The organism is Aquabacterium sp. A08 (genome assembly GCF_011742065.1).
Genome location: NZ_JAAQQT010000621.1, coordinates 1 through 23,198 on the forward strand (window position 1 = coordinate 1; position 23,198 = coordinate 23,198).

Annotated in this window: 19 protein-coding genes; 17 read left to right on the plus strand and 2 right to left on the minus strand. The window is 70.2% G+C overall.

The genetic code is table 11. The annotated features are described in order from the left end of the window. The 7 genes from HA630_RS11515 to HA630_RS23670 all read left to right on the plus strand — a co-directional run. Nucleotides 1-660 (plus strand): enoyl-CoA hydratase/isomerase family protein (locus HA630_RS11515; RefSeq protein WP_166834866.1); only part of this gene is annotated, 660 nt, incomplete at its 5' end. 11 nt (nt 661-671) lie between these two features. After that, nucleotides 672-797, plus strand: a complete 126-nt coding sequence (locus tag HA630_RS24750; RefSeq protein WP_256368631.1) for a hypothetical protein — start codon at nt 672-674, stop codon at nt 795-797. Beyond that, nucleotides 790-2,859 carry an acetyl/propionyl/methylcrotonyl-CoA carboxylase subunit alpha gene (locus HA630_RS11520; RefSeq protein WP_166834868.1) on the plus strand — a complete coding sequence of 690 codons (2,070 nt, stop codon included), beginning with the start codon at nt 790-792 and terminating at the stop codon, nt 2,857-2,859. The genes HA630_RS24750 and HA630_RS11520 overlap by 8 nt, the downstream gene beginning before the upstream one ends. A 96-nt stretch (nt 2,860-2,955) precedes the next feature. Continuing rightward, nucleotides 2,956-3,876: a glyoxylate/hydroxypyruvate reductase A gene (locus HA630_RS11525; protein ID WP_166834870.1), complete on the plus strand. Its 921-nt coding sequence runs from the start codon at nt 2,956-2,958 to the stop codon at nt 3,874-3,876. 24 nt (nt 3,877-3,900) lie between these two features. Further along, nucleotides 3,901-4,818 (plus strand): hydroxymethylglutaryl-CoA lyase, encoded by a 918-nt coding sequence (locus HA630_RS11530; protein ID WP_166834872.1) that lies wholly within the window; start codon nt 3,901-3,903, stop codon nt 4,816-4,818. A 38-nt stretch (nt 4,819-4,856) separates the two neighbouring features. After that, nucleotides 4,857-5,363, plus strand: coding sequence for a YbaK/EbsC family protein (locus tag HA630_RS11535; RefSeq protein ID WP_166834874.1), 507 nt, complete (start codon nt 4,857-4,859; stop codon nt 5,361-5,363). A gap of 10 nt (nt 5,364-5,373) precedes the next feature. Then, the gene (locus tag HA630_RS23670; protein ID WP_243855452.1) at nt 5,374-5,622 is read left to right on the plus strand and encodes a DUF1289 domain-containing protein; all 249 of its coding nucleotides are present in this window, start codon (nt 5,374-5,376) and stop codon (nt 5,620-5,622) included. A gap of 53 nt (nt 5,623-5,675) precedes the next feature. Here the strand turns inward: HA630_RS23670 and HA630_RS11545 are convergent, their stop codons facing one another. Next, nucleotides 5,676-6,746 (minus strand): substrate-binding domain-containing protein, encoded by a 1,071-nt coding sequence (locus HA630_RS11545; RefSeq protein ID WP_166834876.1) that lies wholly within the window; start codon nt 6,744-6,746, stop codon nt 5,676-5,678. Nucleotides 6,747-6,809: 63 nt separating this feature from the next. Between HA630_RS11545 and HA630_RS11550 the strand changes: the two genes are divergently transcribed. The 6 genes from HA630_RS11550 to HA630_RS11575 all read left to right on the plus strand — a co-directional run bounded on the left by HA630_RS11550 (nt 6,810) and on the right by HA630_RS11575 (nt 20,248). Further along, nucleotides 6,810-8,564: an NAD(P)H-dependent oxidoreductase subunit E gene (locus HA630_RS11550; protein WP_166834879.1), complete on the plus strand. Its 1,755-nt coding sequence runs from the start codon at nt 6,810-6,812 to the stop codon at nt 8,562-8,564. Further along, complete coding sequence (locus HA630_RS11555; RefSeq protein WP_166834881.1) at nt 8,561-11,437, plus strand: molybdopterin-dependent oxidoreductase; 2,877 nt, start codon at nt 8,561-8,563, stop codon at nt 11,435-11,437. The genes HA630_RS11550 and HA630_RS11555 overlap by 4 nt, the downstream gene beginning before the upstream one ends. Nucleotides 11,438-11,462: 25 nt before the next feature. Continuing rightward, nucleotides 11,463-11,921: a universal stress protein gene (locus tag HA630_RS11560; RefSeq protein WP_166834883.1), complete on the plus strand. Its 459-nt coding sequence runs from the start codon at nt 11,463-11,465 to the stop codon at nt 11,919-11,921. Between the two features lie 521 nt (nt 11,922-12,442). Then, nucleotides 12,443-18,736, plus strand: a complete 6,294-nt coding sequence (locus HA630_RS11565; RefSeq protein ID WP_407061935.1) for an excinuclease ABC subunit UvrA — start codon at nt 12,443-12,445, stop codon at nt 18,734-18,736. 23 nt (nt 18,737-18,759) lie between these two features. Continuing rightward, nucleotides 18,760-19,080, plus strand: coding sequence for a hypothetical protein (locus tag HA630_RS11570; protein ID WP_166834887.1), 321 nt, complete (start codon nt 18,760-18,762; stop codon nt 19,078-19,080). 70 nt (nt 19,081-19,150) lie between these two features. After that, a complete protein-coding gene (locus HA630_RS11575) occupies nt 19,151-20,248 on the plus strand; it encodes a YeeE/YedE family protein (RefSeq protein ID WP_166834889.1) in 1,098 nt (365 codons plus the stop codon). A 52-nt stretch (nt 20,249-20,300) separates the two neighbouring features. Here HA630_RS11575 and HA630_RS11580 read toward each other — a convergent pair whose 3' ends face one another. Further along, nucleotides 20,301-20,654 carry a hypothetical protein gene (locus tag HA630_RS11580; protein ID WP_166834891.1) on the minus strand — a complete coding sequence of 118 codons (354 nt, stop codon included), beginning with the start codon at nt 20,652-20,654 and terminating at the stop codon, nt 20,301-20,303. A gap of 87 nt (nt 20,655-20,741) precedes the next feature. On the opposite strand from HA630_RS11580, the gene HA630_RS11585 reads away from it, so the two are divergent. The 4 genes from HA630_RS11585 to cgtA all read left to right on the plus strand — a co-directional run bounded on the left by HA630_RS11585 (nt 20,742) and on the right by cgtA (nt 22,995). Beyond that, nucleotides 20,742-21,020 carry a hypothetical protein gene (locus HA630_RS11585; protein ID WP_166834893.1) on the plus strand — a complete coding sequence of 93 codons (279 nt, stop codon included), beginning with the start codon at nt 20,742-20,744 and terminating at the stop codon, nt 21,018-21,020. A 120-nt stretch (nt 21,021-21,140) separates the two neighbouring features. Then, the gene (rplU, locus tag HA630_RS11590; protein ID WP_101047194.1) at nt 21,141-21,452 is read left to right on the plus strand and encodes a 50S ribosomal protein L21; all 312 of its coding nucleotides are present in this window, start codon (nt 21,141-21,143) and stop codon (nt 21,450-21,452) included. 13 nt (nt 21,453-21,465) lie between these two features. Further along, on the plus strand, nt 21,466-21,723 hold the full coding sequence (gene rpmA, locus HA630_RS11595; RefSeq protein ID WP_101047193.1) for a 50S ribosomal protein L27: 258 nt from the start codon (nt 21,466-21,468) through the stop codon (nt 21,721-21,723). A 93-nt stretch (nt 21,724-21,816) separates the two neighbouring features. Continuing rightward, nucleotides 21,817-22,995 (plus strand): Obg family GTPase CgtA, encoded by a 1,179-nt coding sequence (gene cgtA / locus HA630_RS11600; RefSeq protein ID WP_166834895.1) that lies wholly within the window; start codon nt 21,817-21,819, stop codon nt 22,993-22,995. The last annotated feature ends 203 nt before the right edge of the window (nt 22,996-23,198 follow it).

The following is a 23,198-nucleotide window of genomic DNA, read 5'->3' on the forward strand; positions in this document are numbered from 1 at the left end:
CTGGGCCAGCGCGACGACGTGCGCGCCATCGTGCTGGCCGCCGAAGGCCCGGCTTTCTGCGCCGGCGCCGATTTGAACTGGATGCGCCGCATGGCCGATTACAGCCGCGAACAAAACGTGGCCGACGTCGGCGCCCTGGCCGACATGCTGCGCGTGATCTACACCTGCCCCAAGCCGACCGTGGCCCGGGTGCAGGGCGATGTGTACGCTGGCGGCATGGGCCTGGTGGCCTGTTGCGACATGGCGGTGAGCGTGGACACGGCCGGCTATTGCCTGAGCGAGGTGAAGCTGGGCCTGATCCCCGCCACCATCGGCCCCTACGTGGCGCGGGCCATGGGCGCGCGCGCCGCGCACCGCTACTTCCTCACCGCCGAACGCTTCAGCGCCGCCGAGGCGCAGCGCATCGGCTTCGTGCACGAGGTGGTGCCGGCCGAGCAGCTCGACGCCCAGGTGGACGAATGGGTGAAAGCGCTCACCAGCGCCGGCCCCGCTGCCGTGCGCGCCTGCAAGCAACTGGTGCAGGACGTGGCCGAGCGCGACATCGACGCCGCGCTGATCGACCGCACGGTGCAAGGCATTGCCGACATCCGCGCCAGCGCCGAAGGCAAAGAGGGCGTGCAGTCCTTCCTGCAAAAACGCAAACCGAACTGGTTGGGCTGAGGAACTGAACGATGTTTAAAAAGATTTTGATTGCCAACCGCGGCGACCAGCCGCGCAGCGGCGCAGCAGCGAAGCTAAACGGCCAGTTCTGCGGAGCAGAACGAGGCGATTTCGACGCGGAGACACAGCATGTTTAAAAAAATCCTCATTGCCAACCGCGGCGAAATCGCCTGCCGTGTCGCCGCCACCGCCCAGCGCCTGGGCGTGAAAACCGTGGCCGTGTATTCCGATGCCGACGCCCGTGCCAAGCACGTGGCCGCGTGTGACGAGGCGGTGCACATCGGTGGCAGCGCGCCCAAAGAGAGCTACCTGCGCTGGGAGGCGATTCTGGACGCGGCGAAGGCCACCGGGGCCGAGGCCATCCACCCCGGCTACGGCTTTTTGAGCGAGAACGAAGACTTCGCCAACGCCTGCGCGGCGGCTGGGTTGGTGTTCATCGGCCCGCCGGCGTCGGCCATCAACGCCATGGGGCTGAAGGCCGAATCCAAGCGGCTGATGGAACAGGCCCAGGTGCCGCTGGTGCCGGGCTACCACGGCGCCAACCAGGATCCGGCGCTGCTGCAGGCCGAGGCCGACCGCATCGGCTACCCCGTGCTCATCAAGGCCAGCGCCGGCGGTGGCGGCAAGGGCATGCGCGCGGTGGACCAGTCCGAAGACTTCGCCGCCGCGCTGGCCAGTTGCAAGCGCGAGGCCATCAACAGCTTTGGCGACGACGCGGTGCTGATCGAAAAATACGTGCAGCGCCCGCGCCACATCGAAATCCAGGTGTTTGGCGACACCCACGGCAACTGCGTGTACCTGTTCGAGCGCGACTGCTCGGTGCAGCGCCGCCACCAGAAGGTGCTGGAAGAAGCGCCCGCCCCCGGCATGACGGCCGAGCTGCGCGCCCGCATGGGCGAGGCCGCCGTGGCCGCCGCCCGCGCGGTGAACTACGTGGGCGCCGGCACGGTGGAGTTCATCGTGGAGCAGCCGGGGGGCTACGACCACCCCGAGCAGATGAAGTTCTACTTCATGGAGATGAACACCCGCCTGCAGGTGGAGCACCCGGTCACCGAAGCCATCACCGGGCTGGACCTGGTGGAGTGGCAGTTGCGCGTGGCGTCCGGCGAGCCCCTGCCGCTGAAGCAGGAAGACCTGCGCATCCACGGCCACGCCATCGAGGCCCGCCTCTGCGCCGAAAACCCCGACAACCAGTTCCTGCCCGCCACCGGCACGCTCCACGTGTACCGCAAGCCCGCACACAGCAGCTTTGCCCGGGCCGACGTGCGCGTGGACGACGGCGTGCGCGAAGGCGACACCATCAGCCCGTTTTACGACTCCATGGTGGCCAAGCTGATCGTGCACGGCGACACCCGCGAACAGGCCCTGGCCCGGCTGGACGAGGCCTTGAGCCAGACCCACATCGTGGGCCTGGCCACCAACGTGCAGTTCCTGCGCCATGTGGTGCGCAGCGCGTCGTTCGCCAGTGCCCAACTGGACACGGCGCTCATCCCCCGCGAGCAGGCGGTGCTGTTCGACCAGCAGCCGGTGAGCCTGCCGCTGGCCGTCGCCGCTGCCGTGGCGCAGACCCTGGTGCAGGAACGCGCCAGCGAAGGTGCCGACCCCTTCAGCCACACCGACGGCTGGCGCAGCCACGGCGTGTTCACCCGGCGGTTCGCGTTCGAGGACGGCGATGCGCACCTCCCCGCCACGCTGGCCTACCTGCACGACGGCGGCCTGCGCCTGACGGTGGGCGAGGGCGGGGCGGCCGTGGCGGGGCTGCTGGATTTTCGGGTCCGCCCGGGCGCGCCGGCCCACGCCACCCTGGAGGCCGCCCCCAGCGACTGGAGCGCCTGGACGCTGGACGTGGCCTTTGCCGGCGACCGCACCCGCGCCACCGTCTACCTGCAGGGCGAGCGCGCCCACGTGTTCACCCCGCGCGGCGCGCGCCAGGTGGTGGAGGTGGACCTGCTGGCCCACGCCGGCGACACGGCGGCCGAGGGCGGCCGCCTGACCGCGCCCATGCCGGGCAAGGTGGTGTCGTTTGCCGTGCAGGCCGGTGACGCGGTGAAGAAGGGCCAGCCGCTGGCGGTGATGGAGGCGATGAAGATGGAGCACACCATCGCCGCGCCGCTGGACGGCACCGTGGCCGAGCTGCTGTACGCTCCTGGCGACCAGGTGGCCGAGGGCGCCGAGCTGCTCAAGCTGAGCGCCGCCTGAGCCCGCCGGGCCGGGCGGCCGGCGGTCACCCGCACGGCGGCGGCCCGGGGCCGCGTCGTGTAGGGTAGGGGCCTGTCGTCATCCGTCCCACGCACCATGCAACTCACGTTCTGCTGCACCCACACCGCCGCCGAGCCCTGGCTGGCCGGCCTGCGCGCCGCCTTGCCCGAGGCCGAGGTGTCGCTCTGGGCACCCGGCGCGCCCCTGGCCGACCACGCCATCGTCTGGGCGCCGCCCCAGGCCTTCATCGACGAGCAGACCCGGCTGCAGACGCTGTTCAACATCGGCGCCGGGGTGGACGGCCTGCTCAAGCTCCGCCTGCCCCCTGGGCTGCAGGTGGTGCGGCTGGACGACGCCGGCATGGCGGTGCAAATGGCCGAGTACGTGTGCCACGCCGTCATCCGCCACTTCCGCGAATTCGAGCAGTACGACGCCGCCCAGCGCGAGGCCCGCTGGGCCTTTCGCAAGCCGCGCCGGCGCGAGGATTTCAGCGTCGGCCTGCTGGGCCTGGGCGTGCTGGGGTCGCGCGCGGCGCAGGCGCTGCGGGCCTTCGAGTTCCCGGTGCTGGGCTGGAGCCGCGGCCCCAAGGCCCTGGACGGGGTGCGCTGCCACCACGGCCCAGACGGCCTGCACGACTTTCTGGCCGGCACCCAGGTGCTGGTCAACCTGTTGCCGCTCACGCTCGAGACCGAAAACCTCCTCAACCGCGACACGCTGGGGCGCTTGCGCCCGGGGGCCCACGTCATCAACGTGGCGCGCGGCGCCCACCTGGTGGACGACGACCTGCTGGCCCTGCTCGACCGCGGCCACCTGGCCGGCGCCACGCTGGACGTGTCCCGCACCGAACCGCTGCCGCCCGAACACCCGTTCTGGCACCACCCCCGCGTCACCGTCACGCCCCACACCGCGGCCCGCACCCTGCGCGACGAAAGCATCGCCCAGATCGCCGGCAAGCTGCGCGCGCTGCAGCGCGGCGAACCCATCGCCGGGGTGGTGGACCCCCAGCGCGGTTACTGACCCCTTTTCACCCGATTTCAAGCCATGTCCACTGCCCAATACCCCGCCCGCGTGCGCCTCATCGACGTGGGCCCGCGCGACGGCCTGCAGAACGAAAAGCAGCCGGTGCCGGCCGCCGTCAAAATCGAACTGGTGCACCGCCTGCAGGCCGCGGGCTTGACCGAAATCGAAGTCACCAGCTACGTCAGCCCCAAGTGGGTGCCGCAGATGGCCGACAACCACGAGGTCATGGCCGGCATCCGCCGCCAGCCCGGTGTGCGCTACTCGGTGCTCACGCCCAACCTCAAGGGCTTTGAAGCGGCTGTGCTGGACCGGCCGGACGAAATCGTGGTGTTTGGCGCCGCCAGCGAGGCCTTCAGCCAGAAGAACATCAACTGCAGCATTGCCGAAAGCATCGAGCGTTTTGCCCCGGTGGTGGCAGCGGCCCTGCAGGCCGGCATCGCCGTGCGCGGCGCCATGAGCTGCACCGTGGGTTGCCCGTACGAGGGCGATATCGCGCCCGAGCGTGTGGGCATGTTGGCCAGGCTGATGAAAGACATCGGCGTGCAGCGGGTGGACGTGGCCGACACCATCGGCGTGGGTACGCCGCTCAAGGTCCAGCGTGCCATCGAGGCCACGGCGCAGCACTACGGCCTCGACGCCATCAGCGGCCACTTTCACGACACCTACGGCCAGGCGCTCAGCAACACGCTGGCGGCGTTGCAAATGGGGGTGTGGAATTTCCAGTCGTCGGTGGCTGGCTTGGGGGGCTGCCCCTACGCCAAGGGCGCCACCGGCAACGTGGCGACCGAGGACGTGGTGTACCTGCTGCAAGGCCTGGGCATTCACACCGGCATCGATCTGGACGCGCTGGTGGACGCGGGCGCCTTCATCAGCCAGCACCTGGGCCGGCCCAGCGGGTCGCGCGTGGCGCGGGCCTTGCTGGCCAAGCGCGCCGCCTGACCCGGCGGCACCCACCGCAGCACCGATAATCCGTGGCCATGTGTGGAGCCGAATTGAAACCCTTGCCCGAAGGCGTGCAGAGCGTCATGGCCGTGCTGGCCGAACTGGGCCACCCCCACGAACCGGTGATGCTGGACGACGCCGCGCGCACCGCGCAGCAGGCCGCCGACGCCCTGGGCGTGGCGTTGGGGCAGATCGCCAAAAGCATCGTCTTCAAGCGCAAGCCCGACGAGGCGGCGGTGCTGGTCGTCACCAGCGGCGACCGGCGCGTGGATGAGAAAAAGGTGCAGGCCCTGGTCTGCGCCGAGGGCCAGAAGCTGGGCCGGGCCGACGCCGAGTTCGTCAAGGCCAAGACCGGGTTTTCGATAGGCGGCGTGTCGCCGGTGGCGCACGCCGAGGCGCCGGTGACGCTGATCGACGAAGAGCTGTTCCGCTTCGAGGTGGTGTGGGCGGCGGCCGGCCACCCGCACGGCGTGTTCCGCCTGTCACCGCAGGACCTGGGGGCTTTGACCGGCGCGCCGGTGGCCGACGTGACGCTGCGCTAGAGTGCGGCCCATGTCTGACCCCACCGTTCCCGTCCGCCCCTTCGTGGCCCTGGCCACCGCCGTCTGCAAGCCGGGGCACACCGTGCCCTCGCCCTGCGTGAACGTGTGCCGCATGTCGCCCACCAGCGGCTGGTGCGAAGGCTGCTGGCGCAGCATCGACGAAATCCGCGCCTGGAGCAAAAGCGACGACGCCGGCAAGCTCGCCATCTGGGCCGACGTGGAAGCGCGCCAGCGCGCGGCGGGCCTGGTGCCGGCCTGACGGTCGCTGTTCCCGGGCGTGCCCGGACCGCGCGGCGCCACGCCGTGGCCGGGTCAGCCGCCCAGCACCTCGTCCACCCCCAGCACCCGGCCGGTCTGGCTGGCGTCGTAACCCGTCAGGCCTGCCACCTGCGCGCGAAACGCCGGGGTCTGCAGCACCTGCAGAATCGCTTGCAACCGGGGCCCGTGCAGGTGCCGGCGGTGCACCGCAAAAAAGTAGCGCTCCTTCAACAACGGGATGAAGTGCAGCCCGAAACGGTGCGCCGCGGTTTGCACGCCCAGGCCCACGTCGGCCATGCCGCTGGCCACGAAAGCGGCCACGGCGGCGTGGGTCAGTTCGGTGGTGCGGTAGCCGTTGATTTGCTCCGTGGGCAGGTCCAGATCGGCCAGCATCAGGTCGGTCAGCATGCGCGTGCCGGAACCGGCCGGGCGGTTGACGAAGCGCAATTCGGGCCGGGCCAGGTCGCTGAAGCCCCGCACCCCCAGCGGGTTGCCCGCCGCCATGAACAGCCCCTGGGTGCGCACCGCCAGTTGCACCAGCGCGTGGTCGCCGGGGTGCAGCCATTCGCGGTAGCGCTGGGCGGCGGCGCGTTCGAAGCGGCCCAGCGGCACGTGGAAGCCGGCCAGTTCGCAATCGCCGCGGGCCAGCGCCGCCACCGCTTCCAGGCTGCTGCGGTAGCGGATGTCCACCGCCAGCCCGCGCTGTTGCAAGCGCTCGTGCAGCGCGGCCACCGCGAAGCCGTGGCTGGCGTGCAGCCGGGCGGGGGGCAGCGCTTCGGGCGTCCAACGCCCCAGTTCGCCCGCCAGTTCCGACGCCAGCGACGCCAGCAGCGGTTGCAGCCGGGCGGCGATGCGCGCGTCCAACCACACCAGCCGTTCGCCCGCCTCGGTCAGGCGCGAACCCCGGCCCCGGCCGCGTTCCAGCAGCGCCTGGCCCAGCAAACGTTCGGCCTGCTGCACCAGCCCCCAGGCGTGCCGGTAGGACAAGTCGTTGTCGCGCGCGGCCTGCGCGATGCTGCCGCTGTGGGCAATGGCCGCCAGCAGGGCCAGCAGCCGGCTCGCGTCCAGTGGGGGCGCCGCGCCGTCGCCGAACTGCCAGCGGGGTTGGAGGTGGATCTGCAACATGGACGGGTTTGATTATGTTCCTGGTTGCATATTGTGCGGCCGGCTTGCTGCTACGCTGGGGGCATGGAGTCTCCCACGCCTGTCCCCCTGTCCTCCCTGTCCTCTGCGCCCCTGGGCCGGGTCATCCCCATCCAATCGGAGGCCCGGCGTCCGCGCGCCACGCCCAAAGGCCGCCAGGTGCAGCCCGAGGACCGCGACCGCGTGGCGGTCCTGTGCGCCGGGCTGGCGCCGCGCGCCGACCTGTTGATCGAGCACCTGCACCGCCTGCAAGACGCCGAAGGCGGCCTGCGCCGGGGGCGCCTGGCGGCGCTGGCCGAGCGCCTGCGCCTGAGCCAGGTGGAGGTGTACGAGGTGGCGACCTTCTACCACCACTTCGACGTGGTGGACGACGGGGCCGAATTGCCGGCCACCACGGTGCGCGTCTGCACCAGCCTGTCGTGCCAGATGGCGGGTGCGGCATCGCTGTTGGCCGCTCTGCAACAGCGTTTGGCCCAGGACGGCCGCGTGCGCGTGGTCGAGGCCCCGTGCGTGGGCCAATGCCACCGCGCACCGGCCGCCAGCGTGGGCCAACGGCAACTGCCCGAGGCCACGGTGGACGGCGTGCAGGCGGTGCTGGCCGCGCAGGACACCGGCCCGCGCCCCTTGCCTGCCAGCGGCGCTCCGCTGACCGGGGATGACTACGCCCAGTGGCGCCGCGTCATGGCCGGCGACTGGTCGCCCGAGGCGGTGCTGGCCGAACTCAAGGCCTCCGGGCTGCGCGGCCTGGGTGGCGCCGGTTTCCCGGCCTGGCGCAAATGGGAGACGGTGCGCGCCCAGCCCGGCCCGCGCTACATGGTCGTCAACATCGACGAAGGCGAGGTCGGCACCTTCAAGGACTGGCAGGTGCTGTCCACCGCGCCGCGCCGCGCCCTGGAAGGCATGCTGATCGCGGCCTGGTTCGTGGGCGCGCAAAAGGTGTGGCTCTACCTGCGCGACGAATACCACGACGTGCGTGCCCTGCTGCAGGAAGAATTGCTGCACCTGCGCGGCCTGAGCGAGGTGTGGCGGCGCGAATACCCCGCCATCGAATTCCCCGAGGTCGAACTTCGGCGCGGCGCCGGCGCCTACATCTGCGGTGAGGAATCGGCGTTGATCGAATCGCTCGAAGGCAAGCGCGGCATGCCCCGGTTGCGCCCGCCCATCGTGGCGCAGGTGGGGGTGTTCGGCCGGCCCACGCTGGCGCACAACGTGGAATCGCTGTGGTGGCTGCCGGAGATTCTGGAAAAAGGCGGCCCAGCCTGGGCGGCGGTGGGCCGGCGTGGGCGCAGCGGCTGGCGGCGCTTCAGCGTGTCGGGCCGGGTGGTCAAGCCCGGGGTGGTCCTGGCGCCGGCCGGCATCACCCTGAACGAACTGGTCAACGAGTACGCCGGTGGCATGGCGCCGGGGCACACGCTCTACGGCTACTTGCCGGGCGGGGCCTCGGGTGGCATTTTGCCGGCCGCGCTGGCCGATGTGCCGCTGGACTTCGACACCCTGGCCGAGCACGGCGCCTTCGTTGGCTCCATGGCGGTGGTGGTGCTGGGCCAGCACGACCGCGCCCGCGATGCCGCGGTGAACCTCATGCAGTTTTTCGAGCACGAATCGTGCGGCCAGTGCACCCCCTGCCGCGCCGGCACCACCCAGGCCGTGGCGCTGATGCAGGCGCCCGGCTGGGACGCCGAACGGCTGACCGAGTTGTCGCAGGTCATGCGCGACGCGTCCATCTGCGGCCTGGGCCAGGCCGCGCCCAATCCTTTTGACAGCGTGTTGCGGTTCTTCCCGCAGGAGGTGCAGGCATGAGCGCGCAAGACCTGCCGGTGATCGACTTCACCCTGAACGGCCAGCCGGCCCAGGCCGCCCCCGGCGAAACGCTGTGGCAGGTGGCGCAGCGCGTGGGCGTGGACATTCCGCACCTGTGCCACAAGCCCGGTCTGCCCAGCGCTGGCAACTGCCGCGCCTGTGTGGTGGAGGTGGCCGGTGAGCGCGTGCTGGCGGCCTCGTGTTGCCGCGCGCCCCAGCCCGGCATGGCGGTGCGCACCGACACGCCCCGCGTGCAGGCTGCGCAGCGCACGGTGCTGGAATTGCTCAACGCCGACGCGCCCGACACCACCCGTCTGAAGCGCGACAGCGAACTGGCCCGCTGGACCGAACGCACCGGCGCCCGCAGCGACCGCTTCGCCGCGCGCGGCCCGTCCCAGGCCGCGGCGCAGGCACGTGGCACCGACGCCTCCCACCCCGCCATGGCGGTGAACTTGGACGCCTGCATCCAGTGCACCCGCTGCGTGCGCGCCTGCCGCGACATCCAGGGCAACGACGTGCTGGGCCTGTCCTTCCGGGGTGGCCAGGTGCAGGTCGTGTTCGACCAGGGCGACCCCATGGGCCAGAGCACCTGCGTGGCCTGTGGCGAATGCGTGCAGGCCTGCCCCACCGGTGCCATCGCGCCCGCCAACGGCGCCTACGCCCGCGCGGCCGACGCCACGGTGGATTCGGTCTGCCCCTACTGCGGCGTCGGCTGCCAGCTCACCTACCACGTGAAGGATGGCCGCATCGACCACGTGGAGGGCGCACAAGGCCCGGCCAACGAAGGCCGGCTGTGCGTGAAGGGCCGCTTCGGTTTCGACTACGTGCACAGCCCGCAGCGCCTGACGCGCCCGCTGGTGCGCCGTGCCGACGCGCCCAAGGACCCGTCCATCCTCACCCAGGGGCCGGACGGCCGCACCGACCAGGCCACGCTGCGCGCCCAGTTCCGCGAAGCCACCTGGGACGAGGCCCTGGACCTGGCCGCCGCCGGGCTGCGCCGGGCGCGCGAGGCCCAGCCGGTCAAAGGCCGGGGCGCCGCCGTGGCCGGTTTCGGCTCGGCCAAGGGCACCAACGAAGAGGCCTACCTGTTCCAGAAGCTGATCCGCACCGCCTTCCACACCCACAACGTGGACCACTGCACCCGCCTGTGTCACGCCTCCAGCGTGGCGGCGCTGATGGAGGGTATCGGCTCCGGCGCGGTCAGCAACCCGCTGCGCGACGTGGCCCACGCGGACTTCGTGCTCGTCATCGGCGCCAACCCGGCGCAGAACCACCCGGTGGGCGCGAGCTGGATCAAGAACGCGGTGCAGCGCGGCACGAAGCTGGTGCTGGCCGACCCGCGCCGCACCGAGCTGTCGCGCCAGGCCTGGCGCACGCTGCCCTTCCGCCCGGGCAGCGACGTGGCGCTGCTCAACGCCATGCTGCACGTCATCGTCAGCGAAGGGTTGACGAACCCCGCCTTCATCGCCGAGCGCACGCTGGATTTCGACCGCCTGAAAACCCACCTGACCGACGGCCACACCGACTTCAGTCCCGAAGCCATGGCGCCGGTGTGCGGCATCGACGCGGCTACCATCCGTGAAGTGGCGCGCGCCTACGCCACCAGCCGCGCCAGCATGATTTTGTGGGGCATGGGCGTGAGCCAGCACACCTACGGCACCGACAACGCGCGCTGTCTGATCGCGCTGGCGATGGTGACCGGGCAGATCGGCCGCCCCGGCACCGGCCTGCACCCGCTGCGCGGCCAGAACAACGTGCAGGGCGCCAGCGACGCCGGCCTGATCCCGCTGGTGTTGCCCGACTACCACCGCGTGGCCGAGCCCGCCGCTCGCGCCCGCGCCGAAACCCTGTGGGGCCTGCCCCCGGGCGACCTGGACGACCAACCCGGCCTGACGGTGGTGGAGATCATCGACGCGGTGTACGACGGCCGCATCCGTGCCATGCTCATCCAGGGCGAAAACCCCGCCATGAGCGACCCCGACAGCCAGCACGTGCGCGAAGCGTTGAGCCGGCTCGACCACCTGGTGGTGCAAGACATTTTCCTGACCGAAACCGCCGCCTTCGCCGACGTGGTGCTGCCCGCCAGCGCCTGGCCGGAAAAGACCGGCACCGTCACCAACACCGACCGCACCGTGCAACTGGGCCGCAAAGCCGTGGCCTGCCCCGGCGAGGCGCGGGCCGACGCCTGGATCACCGAACAACTGGCGCAGCGCCTGGGCTTGGGTTGGAGCTACGGCATCGCTCCCGACGGCAGCGGCGCCGAGCCTGAATCTGGCATTGGCCGGGTGTACGAGGAAATGCGCGCGCTGATGGACTCCATCGCCGGCCTGTCGTGGCCGCGGCTGCTGGCGCAGGGTGCCGTCACCCACCCAGTGCTCACCCCGGACGACCCGGGCCAGCCCATCGTCTTCACCGACCACTTTCCCACCCCCACCGGCAAGGCCCGGCTGGTGCCGGCCGAGCTGCGCGAACCGGCCGAACGGCCCGACGCCGAGTACCCGATGGTGTTGGTGACCGGGCGGCAACTGGAGCACTGGCACACCGGCAGCATGACGCGGCGCAGCAAGGTGTTGGACGCGCTGGAATCCGACCCGACCGTCAGCCTGCATCCCGGCACCATCGCGCGCCTGGGCTTGCAGGCCGGGGTGCCCGCGGTGGTCAGCACCCGGCGCGGCCGCATCCAGTTGCCGGTGCGCGCCGACGCCGGCATCCCCGCCGATGTGGCCTTCATCCCTTTCGCCTACGTCGAGGCGGCGGCCAACCTGCTCACCAACCCGGCGCTGGACCCGGTCGGCAAAATCGCCGAGGTGAAGTACTGTGCCGCCCGGGTGACCCCTGTGGAAGATACGCAGACCGCCGCGCCGGCGCCTTGATTAAGATGTGGATTCCCCCCGTTCCATGAACTTTCAAGAGGAGTCGCGCATGTTCAAGAAAATCCTGGTGCCGTCCGATGGTTCCCAGCTGGCCCACCACGCCGCCGAATTCGCCGCCGACCTGGCCCAGCAGCACGGCGCCCAGGTGGTCGGCATCTACGTGATCGACCCCTTCCCCTACATCGGCATCGGCGACGCGTCCGCCGTGGGCCTGCAGGCCTACCTGGCCGAAGCCAAGGCCGCCGCGGGCAAGTCGCTGGACGACATCCGCCAGGCCTGCGCCGCCCGCGGCGTGGCTTTCGCCGGCGACACCATCGAGCGCAACGTGACCTACGAAGGCATCCTGGAAACCGCCGAGGCCGAAGGCTGCGACCTGATCGTCATGGGCTCGCACGGCCGCAAGGGCGTGCAGGCGCTGATCCTGGGCAGCGTGGCCCAGAAGGTGCTGACCCACGCCAAGGTGCCGGTGCTCATCACCAAGTGACCCGGCCGGGGCCGGCGTGGGCGGGCGGCCACATGCCGGGCTCGGGCATTGCCCCGGCCGCGCGGGCACGGCCGGCTTGTTCCTAGAATGTTTGCCTTCACCCCCGAAGGCCGACCATGTCCGAGTCCCGCACGCCCGCCGACCTCCCCGCCGCCCGCCCGCAGGCCACCGGGGCACCGAACCCGCCCGCACCGGCCGTTCCCGCCACCCCGGCCGATGGCACCGGCCTGATCCGCATCCGTGGCGCACGCCAGCACAACCTCAAGCACGTCGATCTGGACATCCGCACCGGCGAGCTGACCGTGGTCACCGGCCCCAGCGGCTCGGGCAAGTCCAGCCTGGTGTTCGACACCCTGTTCGCCGAAGGCCAGCGCCGCTACGTCGAGACCTTCAGCGCCTACGCGCGCCAGTTCCTCGACCGCATGGACAAGCCCGCCGTGGACAAGGTGGAGGGCGTGCCCCCGGCCATCGCCATCGACCAGACCAACCCGGTGCGCTCGTCGCGCTCCACCGTGGGCACGATGACCGAGCTGAACGACCACCTCAAGCTGCTCTACGCGCGCGCGGCCCAGTTGTTCGACCGGCGCACCGCGCGGCCCGTGCGCCACGACTCGCCCGACACCATCTACGACGAACTGCGCCAGCGCGCCGAGGCGGCGGGCGACCCGCGCCTGGTGGTGACCTTTCCGGTGGAGCTGCCCGCCAGCGCCACGCCCGAAGACATCGAACAGTGGCTGGCCGCCAGCGGCTTCACCCGGGTGCAGGCCGAGCGCGTGGTGACACGCCCCGTGGCCTCGGCGGGCGAGGGCGCCCCGGGCCAGGCCGGCGCCCCCAAAGCCGGCAAAGCGGCCAAAGGCGCCAAGCGCCTGCCGGCCGACGCCACCGCCGAGCGGCTGGTGCGCGTGCTCGACGTGGTGGCCGACCGCTTCCGCTTCAGTGGCGCCGAACGCGCCCGCGTCATCGAAGCCATCGAACTGGGCCTCAAGCGCGGCAGCGGGCGGTTGACCGTCTACGCCCTGCGCCCGGCGGGCGACGATGGCGTGGAGCCCGAACCCGAACTGTGGAAGTTCTCCACCGGCCTGCACTGCCCCGAGAGCGACCTGCGCTACGCCGAGCCGCTGCCGTCCCTGTTTTCGTTCAACTCCGCCGTGGGCGCGTGCGACACCTGTCGCGGTTTCGGTCGCGTCATCGGGGTGGATCTGGGCTTGGTCATCCCCAACGACAAGCTCACCCTGCGCGGCGGCGCCATCAAGCCCATGCAGACCCCTGCCTGGCAGGAGTGCCAGGACGACCTGATGCGCCACGCCGAGGCCGCCGGCATTCCGCGCGACACGCCGTGGTCGCAACTGAGCGAGGCGCAGCAGCATTGGGTCATCCATGGCTCGCCCAACTGGAACGGCAAGTGGAACCAGCAGTGGTACGGCGTGTACCGCTTCTTCGAGTACCTGGAGAGCAAGGCCTACAAGATGCACATCCGCGTGCTCTTGTCCAAGTACCGCAGCTACACCGAATGCCCGGTGTGCGCGGGCGCGCGCCTCAAGACCGAGAGTTTGCTGTGGCGCCTGGGTTCCAAGGCCCAGGCGGACGCGGTGCTGCCGCCTGCGCAGCGCTTCATGCCGGTGGGGGTGGAGTGGACGCGGGAACAGTTGGAGGCGCTGCCGGGCCTGTGCCTGCACGACCTGATGCAGTTGCCGATCGAGCGGCTGCGCCGGTTTTTTGCGTTGGTGGCGGGGTGTGCCGATGGGTCGGGCGGCTTGTTGGCGCCCGCTGCTGAGGTGGGGAGAATGCCGAGCACCTCATACCGTCCGCTGCGCGGCCAAAAATCGGTGCCCGACACCCCCTCCACCTCAGCGGGATTGGGTGCCAGCGAGGTTGCTGATGCTCTGCGTGCCGATGCCGCCACGCAGGGCGGCGAGGGTGCGGGGGGCGACAATTTCTGCTCGCAGTATGCGGAGCCCCCCGCACCCTCGTCGCCCCACCCAACACACCACGAGCCAGGCACAACGAACACCCACCCATCGGCCGGCGAAACCCAAGCCCTCAAGCTGTTGTTCGACGAAATCACCACCCGCCTCAAGTACCTGTGCGACGTGGGCATCGGCTACCTCACGCTCGACCGGCAAAGCCGCACCCTCAGCGGCGGCGAGGTGCAGCGCATCAACCTCACCACCGCGCTGGGCACCTCGCTGGTCAACACCCTGTTTGTGCTGGACGAGCCCAGCATCGGCCTGCACCCGCGCGACATGAACCGCATCAACCAGGCCATGGCGCGCCTGCGCAACGCGGGCAACACCCTGGTGGTGGTGGAGCACGACCCCGCCGTCATGCTGGCGGCCGACCGCGTCATCGACATGGGCCCCGGCCCCGGCGAGCGCGGCGGCAGCATCGTGTTCGACGGCACCGTGGCGCAACTGCGCGAGGCCGACACGTTGACTGGCGCCTACCTGGGCGGGCGCAAGCAGGTGGGCTTCGGCTTCAAGCGCATGGTCACCGACGCCACGCCCCGCCTGGTGCTGGAGGGCGCGCGCGAACACAACCTGCGCCACCTCCACGTCGAATTCCCGCTGCAACGGCTGGTCACGGTCACCGGCGTCAGCGGCTCGGGCAAGTCCACCCTCATCCAAGACGTGCTGGCCCCGGCGCTGATGCGCCACTTCGGCCAGGCCACCGAATCGCCCGGCGCGCACGACCGCCTGCTGGGGGCCGATCACCTCAGCGGCGTGGTGTTTGTCGATCAGTCCCCCATCGGCAAGACGGCGCGCTCCAACCCCGTGAGCTACGTCGGCGCGTGGGACGCCATCCGCGACCTGTTCGCCACCGCGCCGCAATCGCAGCAGCGCGGCTACACGGCGGCCAAGTTCAGCTTCAACAGCGGCGACGGGCGCTGCCCCACCTGCGGCGGCTCGGGCTTCGAGCACGTGGAAATGCAGTTCCTGAGCGACGTGTACCTGCGCTGCCCCGACTGCAACGGCCAGCGCTACCGTCCTGAGATTTTGGAGATCACCATCGAGCGAGGTGGGCGGCTGCTCAACGTGTCCGACGTGCTGGACCTGACGGTGAGCGAGGCCGCGCAACTGTTTGCGCACGACCGCGAGGTCATCGTGGCGCTGCAGCCTATCGTGGACGTGGGCCTGGAGTACGTGAAGCTGGGCCAGCCGGTGCCCACGCTCAGCGGCGGCGAGGCGCAGCGCCTCAAGCTGGCGGGTTTTCTGGCCGAGGCCGCCAAGGCGGGCAGGAAAGGCAAGGGCGGGAAAGGCGCTCGTTTGGGGCGCACCGCGTCGGGCCAGCCCCTGGCCACCAAGGGCATGCTGTTCTTGTTCGACGAGCCGACCACGGGCCTGCACTTCGACGACATCGCCAAGCTCATGCGCGCGCTGCGCAAGCTGCTGGAGGCGGGGCATTCGCTCATCGTCATCGAACACAACCTGGACGTGATCCGCGCGAGCGACTGGCTGATCGACCTGGGGCCGGACGGTGGCGACCAGGGTGGCCGGGTGGTGGCCGAAGGCACACCCGAAGAGGTGCGGCTGCACCCGCACAGCTACACCGGGCAGGCGCTGCGCGAGTACGCCGAGGCGGTGGGTGAGCTGTACATGGCGCAAGAGGGGCGGGTGACGGATTACCTGCCTGTTCGGGGTGAGGTGGGGTCTGCGCCTGTGGCTTCTTTGGCTGATGAGTTGGCGCGCGCTGCCGAGCCAAGGGGTGTGCCGGGTTCGTCAGTCACACGTTCCGATTCCTCACCCGGCACACCCCTTGCCTCGGCGAGTGCGGGCGCGCAAGGGTCTTCAATTTCTGGGCGTACCGATGCTATCCCGCAGGGCGGCGAGGGTGCGGGGGGCGACAATTTCTGCTCGCAGTATGCGGAGCCCCCCGCACCCTTGTCGCTCCACCCAACACCATCGCATCACAGGACAACGGCTCCCAACCATCACGCACCCGCCAACGCCATCCGCATCATCAACGCCAAGGAACACAACCTCAAAGGCCTGTCCGTCGACATTCCCCGGGGCAAGTTCAACGTCATCACCGGTGTCAGCGGTTCGGGCAAGTCCACGCTGGCGTTTGACATCCTGTTCAACGAAGGTCAGCGCCGCTACCTCGAAAGCCTCAACGCCTACGCCCGCAGCATCGTGCAGCCCGCCGGCCGGCCCGAGGTGGACGCGGTCTACGGCATCCCACCCACCGTGGCCATCGAGCAGCGGCTGTCGCGCGGCGGGCGCAAATCGACGGTGGGCACCACCACCGAGGTCTGGCACTTCCTGCGCCTGCTGTACGTGAAGCTGGGCACCCAGCACTGCGTGCACGACGACACCCCCGTGCAGCCGCAAACGCCCGAGAGCATCCTGGCGCAGCTGATGACGGCCTTCCGTGGCCAGCACATCGGCCTGCTGGCGCCGCTGGTGGTCCACCGCAAGGGTGTCTATACCGAACTGGCCGATTGGGCGCGCCCGCGCGGGTACACGCATCTGCGGGTGGACGGCGAATTCCTGCCCACGCAGGGCTTCCCACGCATCGACCGATTCAAGGAGCACACCATCGAACTGCCTGTGGGCAGTCTGGACGTGGCCCTCGATCACGAAGCCGAACTGCGCCAGCTGCTGACCCGCGCGCTGGAACACGGCAAGGGCGTGGTGCACGTGCTGTCGGGCCTGGACGGCTTGCAGGTCGCACTGGACAGCGGTGCCTCAACGGTGGGCATCGGGCGGCTGCAGGTGTTTTCCACGCTGCGCGCCTGCCCGGTGTGTTCCACCAGCTATGCCGAGCTGGACCCCCGCCTGTTCTCGTACAACAGCAAGCACGGCTGGTGCCCGGACTGCGTGGGCACGGGTGTGCAGCTCACGCGCGAGCAGCGCAAGGCGTTCGACGATTCCGTGCGCGACGACGACCAGAAAGGCCGCGAGCAGAGCTTTGCCGAGCCCGAGGTGGAAGACGTGGCCGACCAGCCCTGCACCCGTTGCGGCGGTACGCGTCTCAACGCCACGGCGCGGGCCGTCAAGTTCCATGGGCAGACCATCACGTCGCTGGCTCGACTGAGCGTGCGCGACGTGCGCCTGTGGGTGCAGGCCTTGCAACAGGCACCGCTCGCCGTGGCGGGCGCCATGCAGGGTGATTCGTCTGCCGTGCAAGGCCTCACCACGCGCGAGGCCGACATTGCCCGCGACCTGCTGCCCGAAATCCAGAGCCGTCTGGAGTTCCTGGAAGAAGTGGGCCTGGGCTACCTCACGCTCGACCGTGGCGCGCCCACCCTCAGTGGTGGCGAGGCGCAGCGTATCCGCCTGGCGGCACAGCTCGGCTCCAACCTGCAAGGCGTGTGCTACGTGCTCGACGAACCCACCATCGGCCTGCACGCGCGCGACAACCAGATCCTGCTCAATGCCCTGCACAAGCTGGGCGACAAGGGCAACACCCTGGTGGTGGTGGAGCACGACGAGGATACCATCCGCCGCGCCGACCACGTCATCGACATCGGGCCCAGTGCGGGTGTCCGGGGTGGCCGCGTGGTCGCCGAAGGGTCGGTGGCCGATGTGATGGCTGCCGCCGATTCGCAGACGGGGCGCTATTTGCTGCATGCGATGAAGCACCCGCTGCAGGCGCGGCGATTCGTGATGGCAGATGCGGTGGCGCTCAGTTCCGCCCCTTCAGCCGGGGAGGGCTTGGCCCCCGGTAAGGAATCGGAGCCTGCGACTGACGCACCGGGGGGCAAGCCCTCTCAGGCCACGAGGTCAGCGAGCGAAACGCCACCCGAGCCCACCCTTTGGCTCAGCGTCAAAAACGCCAGCCTCCACAACCTGCAACACGTCACCGCGCAGGTGCCGCTGAAACGCCTGGTCGCGATCACCGGCGTCAGCGGTTCCGGCAAGTCCACCTTCGCGCGCGACGTGCTGCTCACCAACGTGGCCGCCGCCGTGCAGATGCAGGCCACCAAGGCCGGGCGCGACGCCTGGCACGCCGGCGAACGCCCCCCATGGCAAGGCTGCGAAGGCGTGGTGGGCAGCGAGGCCATTCAGCGCGTGCTGGAAGTGGACCAAACCCCCATCGGCAAAACGCCGCGTTCCTGCCCGGCCACCTACATCGGTTTCTGGGACACCATCCGCAAGCTCTACGCCGAAACGCTGGAAGCCAAGGCGCGCGGCTACGCGCCGGGGCGCTTCAGCTTCAACACCGGTGACGGTCGCTGCCCCACCTGCGAAGGGCAGGGCATGCGCACCATCGAGATGAGCTTCCTGCCCGACGTGAAAGTGCCCTGCGAGGCCTGCCACGGCGCGCGCTTCAACCCCGAGACGCTGGCCGTCACCTGGCGCGGCAAGAGCATTGGCGACGTGCTGCGCATGGAAGTGGACGAGGCCGTGGACTTCTTCGCGTCCATGCCCGGCATCGCCTACCCGCTGCAATTGCTGAAGGATGTGGGGCTGGGCTACCTCACCCTCGGCCAGCCCTCGCCCACGCTCAGCGGCGGCGAGGCGCAGCGCATCAAGCTCGTCACCGAACTCACCAAGGTGCGCGACGAGGTGGGGCGGCGCGGCCAGAAGGCGCCGCACACCCTGTACGTGCTGGACGAACCCACCGTGGGCTTGCACATGGCCGACGTGGACAAACTCATCCGCGTGCTGCACCGCCTGGTCGATGGCGGGCACAGCGTGGTGGTCATTGAGCACGACCTGGACGTGATCGCCGAAGCCGACTGGATCCTCGACCTGGGCCCCGAAGGCGGGGATGGCGGCGGTCGCGTCGTGGCCGCTGCGCCGCCCGAGGCGCTGGTGAGGCTGGGCACGCACACCGGGCGGGCGCTGGGGCCGGTCCTGGCCCGGGTCTGACGGCCGGCTTCCCACCCCCTCCGGTGCCACAGACCATCCACATCCACCCCGAGGCGCCGCCCAAACCGGCTTGGGGAGCGCCGTGCAACGGGTGTGGCGTGTGCTGCCTGGCCGAACCGTGCCCGTTGGGCATGCTGCTGTCGCGCCGCCGCCGGGGGGCCTGCGTGGCGTTGCGCTGGGCCGACCCGGCCGGGCGCTACGAATGTGGTGCCCTCAGCCGGCCGGTCGAGGTGCTGGGGGCGCTCGGCCGCCTGCCCGTCGTGCGCCGCTGGGTCGCCCGCTGGATCGCCGCCGGCCGGGGCTGCGACGCGGCCCTGGAGGTGGAGCGCCCGCCCGGTCCTTGATGTCGGTCAAACCTTGGGGTCGCGCACCAAATATCATTCAATGGTTATTTTTGAATGAATGAGGGCTGCGATGGACTGGACCGGCTGGATCGAGGCGTGGGGCGAACCCGCGGTGCTGGCCTGCTGCGGGCTGGTGCTCGGGTTGGGCTTCGGATTTTTCGGGCAGCGTTCCAAGTTCTGCCTGCGCGCGGCCGTCATCGAGTTCTGGCACCGCCGCTTCGGCGACAAGCTGGCGGTCTGGCTGCTGGCGTTTGCCACCGCGGTGGTGGCGGTGCAGTGGGCGGTGCTGGCCGGCGGCCTCGACGTGTCCACCGCACGCCAACTGTCGGCGCGCGGCAGCCTGTCCGGCGCGCTGGTCGGGGGCCTGCTGTTCGGCATCGGCATGGTGATGACGCGCGGCTGCGCCAGCCGCCTGCTGGTGCTGTCGGCCAACGGCAACCTGCGGGCGCTGCTGTCGGGCCTGGTGTTCGCGGTGGCGGCGCAGGCCTCGCTGGGCGGCGTGCTGGCGCCCTGGCGCGAGGCCGTGGCCGGCTGGTGGGTGGTCGACGGCGGGGCCTCGCGCAGCCTGCTGGCCCTGCTCGGTGGCGGGCCAGCGGTGGGCCTGGCCTTTGGGCTGGTCTGGATGGCGGCGGCGCTGTTTTTTGCGGTACGCAGCGGCTGGGGTTTCTGGAAGTGGTTCGGCGGCATGGCCACCGGGCTGACGGTGGCCGGCGGCTGGTACGCCACCCACCAGGTCATGGCCCACTCGTTCGAGGTGGTGCAGATCCAGGGGTTGACCTTCAGCGGCCCGTCGGCCGAATGGCTGATGCACGTGCTGCACGACGCGTCCGGCCCCTGGACTTTCGGGCTGGGCCTGATGCCCGGGGTTTTCATCGGCTCGCTGGCCGGGGCCTTGCTGGGCCGCGAATGGAAGCTCGAAGGGTTTGGCGGCGGCTACACCATGCCGCGCTACATCGGGGGCGCGGTGCTCATGGGCTTCGGCTCCATGCTTGCCGGGGGCTGTGCGGTGGGCGCCGGCATGACGGGCGGCGCCATCTTCGCCGTGACCGCCTGGCTCGCCTTGCTGGGCATGTGGCTGGGCGGTGGGCTGGCCGACCGGGTGCTGGACCGGCCGGTGCACCACACCCCGTCGGCCGTTCCCGGTGTGGAGCCGGCCCGGGCACCCTGAGCCGTAGTCTGCCGGCAGGGGGCGGCACGGGGCCGAGTGTCCCAGCGGGGCGTCAACGGCCCCACAAGGCCAGCGCCACCCCGCCGATCAACAGCACCAGCGTGGCCGCGCCCAACCAGCGGGTGCGCCAGCGCAGCACATCCACCGCCTCCACCAGCCGGGTGTTTTGTTCGGCCAGTTCGGCCACGGTCTGTGTCAGCTGGGCCATGTCGCTGGCGTGCTGCCGCTGCAGGGCCGCCAGTTGCTGTGCCAGGGTGTCGGCGTCGGTCGGCGCCTGGGTGGGCGGTGGCGGCGTGGTGGGCTGCCGGTCCAGCAGCCGGCGTGCGCCCTTGAGCACGGCCGGCGCGTGCTCGATCACGTCCCCCCAGGGGATCACTTTCAGCGCGGCGAGCCAGGGCAGGGCCATCGTCGAATTCCTCGGTTGCAGGGGGGCTTGACCCCGGGGCGTTGCCGGTGCAGGATAGCGCAATCGATCACCGATGGGGAGACAGCGATGGCAGACACGACATGGAAGGGCCTGGTGGCCGCCGGGGCTTGGCTGGTGTCGGGGGCGGCATGGGCCAACCCCGCCGAAGTCGAGGCGGTGGTGGCCGCCGTGAAAGCCGCCCACCCCGATTTCAAGGCGCTCTGCCAGCAGGGCCCCGAAGGGGTGCGCAAAGCCACCATGGCGGCCCTGATGCCCATGGTGGGCCAGGGCCAGATCAAGGGCAACCCGCAGACCGTGGGCACCGAAGCCGGCATGAAGCTGGGCCAGGCCTGTCGCGGCGGTTGAGGTCTGCGCACCACACTGCACGCGGCAGCCCGCTAGGGGGGCTTGCCCTGTTTTGCGCGCTGGACTAAAATGTTGGGTTCAGCGGAAATTCATCCGTTGGAATCACCAATTGAGGTTCATATGTACGCGGTCATAAAAACCGGCGGCAAGCAGTATCGCGTTGCCGTTGGCGAAAAACTTAAAGTAGAACAGATTGCTGCGGACGTGGGTCAAGAGATCGTGATCGACCAGGTGTTGGCCGTCGGCAACGGCGACAGCATCCAGGTGGGCACCCCCTTGGTCTCCGGCGCAACGGTCACAGCCACGGTGGTCAGCCACGGTCGTGGCGACAAGGTCCGCATCTTCAAGATGCGCCGTCGCAAGCACTACCAGAAGCGCCAGGGCCATCGCCAAAACTTCACCGAGCTGCAGATCGGCTCGATCAACGGCTAAGGAGTAAAGCACCATGGCACAGAAAAAAGGCGGCGGCTCCACGCGCAACGGTCGCGACTCCAAGCCGAAAATGCTCGGCGTGAAGGTGTTCGGCGGCCAGACCATCAGCGCCGGTTCCATCATCGTGCGCCAGCGCGGCACCAAGTTCCACCCGGGTGAAGGCGTGGGCGTGGGCAAAGACCACACCATCTTCGCCACCGTGGACGGCACGGTCAGCTTCGCCATCAAGGGCGCGCTGAACCGCAAAGTGGTCAACGTCACCCCGGCGTGAACCACCGGCTGAGGCGGTTGCGACCGCCCCGGCACCCCAAGGGCCCGCGCATGCGGGCCTTTTGTGTTTCTCCGATTCAGGGACAATCCAGCCATGAAATTTGTTGACGAGGCCTACATCGAGGTCGCCGCCGGTGACGGGGGCAATGGCTGCGCGTCGTTCCGGCACGAGAAATACAAGGAATTCGGCGGCCCCGACGGCGGCGACGGCGGCCGCGGTGGCCACGTCTACGCCCTGGCCGACGAGAACCTGAACACCCTGGTGGACTTCCGTTACTCGCGCAAATACGAGGCCAAGCGCGGCGAACACGGCATGGGCTCCGACATGTTCGGCGCCAAGGGCGACGACATCGTCCTGAAGATGCCGGTGGGCACCATCATCCGCAACGCCGACACCGGCGCCGTCATGCACGAGCTGCTGCAACCGGGCGAGCGCATTCTGCTGGCCAAGGGCGGCGACGGTGGCTTTGGCAACCTGCGCTTCAAGAGCGCCATCAACCGCGCCCCGCGCCAGAAAACCCCGGGCCACCCGGGCGAGCGCTTCGAGCTGCAGTTGGAGTTGAAGGTGCTGGCCGACGTCGGTCTGCTGGGCATGCCCAACGCCGGCAAGTCCACCTTCATCGCGGCGGTGTCCAACGCCCGCCCGAAAATCGCCGACTACCCCTTCACCACCCTGCACCCCAACCTGGGGGTGGTGCGCGTGGGGCCGGAAAAGAGCTTCGTCGTGGCCGACGTGCCCGGCCTGATCGAAGGCGCCTCCGAAGGCGCCGGCCTGGGCCACCAGTTCCTGCGCCACCTGCAGCGCACCCGCCTGCTGCTGCACGTGGTGGACATGGCCCCGTTCGACGATGCGGTGGACCCGGTGGCCCAGGCCAAGGCCATCGTCAAAGAACTGAAGAAATACGACCCCGGCCTGCACGCCAAGCCGCGTTGGCTGGTGCTCAACAAGCTGGACATGGTGCCGGCCGAGGAGCGCGAAGCCCGGGTGCAGGACTTCGTCAAGCGCTTCAAGCACAAGGGCCCGGTGTTCGAGATTTCGGCCCTGACCCGCGAGGGCTGCGAGCTGCTGGTGCAGAAGATCTTCCAGCACATCGTGGCCACCCGGGAGGCCGAAAAGCCCCACGTGGAGGTGGACCCGCGCTTCGGCCGGGCCGAGGCGCCGCCGCCCGCCGCGCCCCAGCCGCGCCCGCCGCGCCGCAAAAAACCCCGACCGGCTGCGACCGACGACGCCCCCGCGCCCGAGCCGCTGGACCCGCGTTTCCGCGACGACTGACGACTCCCCGTTTGCCGCCGGGGCAGCCGCCACCCGCGCTGCTCCGGCCCCTTCACCGACCCTGCCCGCCCTGTTGCCATGAGCCACGAGTCCTTCGCCCCGGCCGTTGCCGCCCCGCAAGCCGCCCCCGCCGACGTGTTGCGCAGCGCGCGCCGCATCGTGGTCAAGGTGGGCTCCAGCCTGGTCACCAACGAAGGGCGCGG

Coding starts and splice junctions, on each gene's coding strand:
- HA630_RS11520 (WP_166834868.1), top strand. CDS start 790: ATGTTTAAAAAAATCCTCATTGCCAACCGCGGCGAAATCGCCTGCCGT.
- HA630_RS11580 (WP_166834891.1), bottom strand. CDS start 20,654: ATGGCCCTGCCCTGGCTCGCCGCGCTGAAAGTGATCCCCTGGGGGGAC.
- HA630_RS11550 (WP_166834879.1), top strand. CDS start 6,810: ATGGAGTCTCCCACGCCTGTCCCCCTGTCCTCCCTGTCCTCTGCGCCC.
- HA630_RS24750 (WP_256368631.1), top strand. CDS start 672: ATGTTTAAAAAGATTTTGATTGCCAACCGCGGCGACCAGCCGCGCAGC.
- HA630_RS11525 (WP_166834870.1), top strand. CDS start 2,956: ATGCAACTCACGTTCTGCTGCACCCACACCGCCGCCGAGCCCTGGCTG.
- HA630_RS11575 (WP_166834889.1), top strand. CDS start 19,151: ATGGACTGGACCGGCTGGATCGAGGCGTGGGGCGAACCCGCGGTGCTG.
- HA630_RS11530 (WP_166834872.1), top strand. CDS start 3,901: ATGTCCACTGCCCAATACCCCGCCCGCGTGCGCCTCATCGACGTGGGC.
- HA630_RS11545 (WP_166834876.1), bottom strand. CDS start 6,746: ATGTTGCAGATCCACCTCCAACCCCGCTGGCAGTTCGGCGACGGCGCG.
- HA630_RS11535 (WP_166834874.1), top strand. CDS start 4,857: ATGTGTGGAGCCGAATTGAAACCCTTGCCCGAAGGCGTGCAGAGCGTC.
- HA630_RS11585 (WP_166834893.1), top strand. CDS start 20,742: ATGGCAGACACGACATGGAAGGGCCTGGTGGCCGCCGGGGCTTGGCTG.
- HA630_RS23670 (WP_243855452.1), top strand. CDS start 5,374: ATGTCTGACCCCACCGTTCCCGTCCGCCCCTTCGTGGCCCTGGCCACC.
- HA630_RS11555 (WP_166834881.1), top strand. CDS start 8,561: ATGAGCGCGCAAGACCTGCCGGTGATCGACTTCACCCTGAACGGCCAG.
- rpmA (WP_101047193.1), top strand. CDS start 21,466: ATGGCACAGAAAAAAGGCGGCGGCTCCACGCGCAACGGTCGCGACTCC.
- HA630_RS11565 (WP_407061935.1), top strand. CDS start 12,443: ATGACCGAGCTGAACGACCACCTCAAGCTGCTCTACGCGCGCGCGGCC.
- cgtA (WP_166834895.1), top strand. CDS start 21,817: ATGAAATTTGTTGACGAGGCCTACATCGAGGTCGCCGCCGGTGACGGG.
- HA630_RS11560 (WP_166834883.1), top strand. CDS start 11,463: ATGAACTTTCAAGAGGAGTCGCGCATGTTCAAGAAAATCCTGGTGCCG.
- rplU (WP_101047194.1), top strand. CDS start 21,141: ATGTACGCGGTCATAAAAACCGGCGGCAAGCAGTATCGCGTTGCCGTT.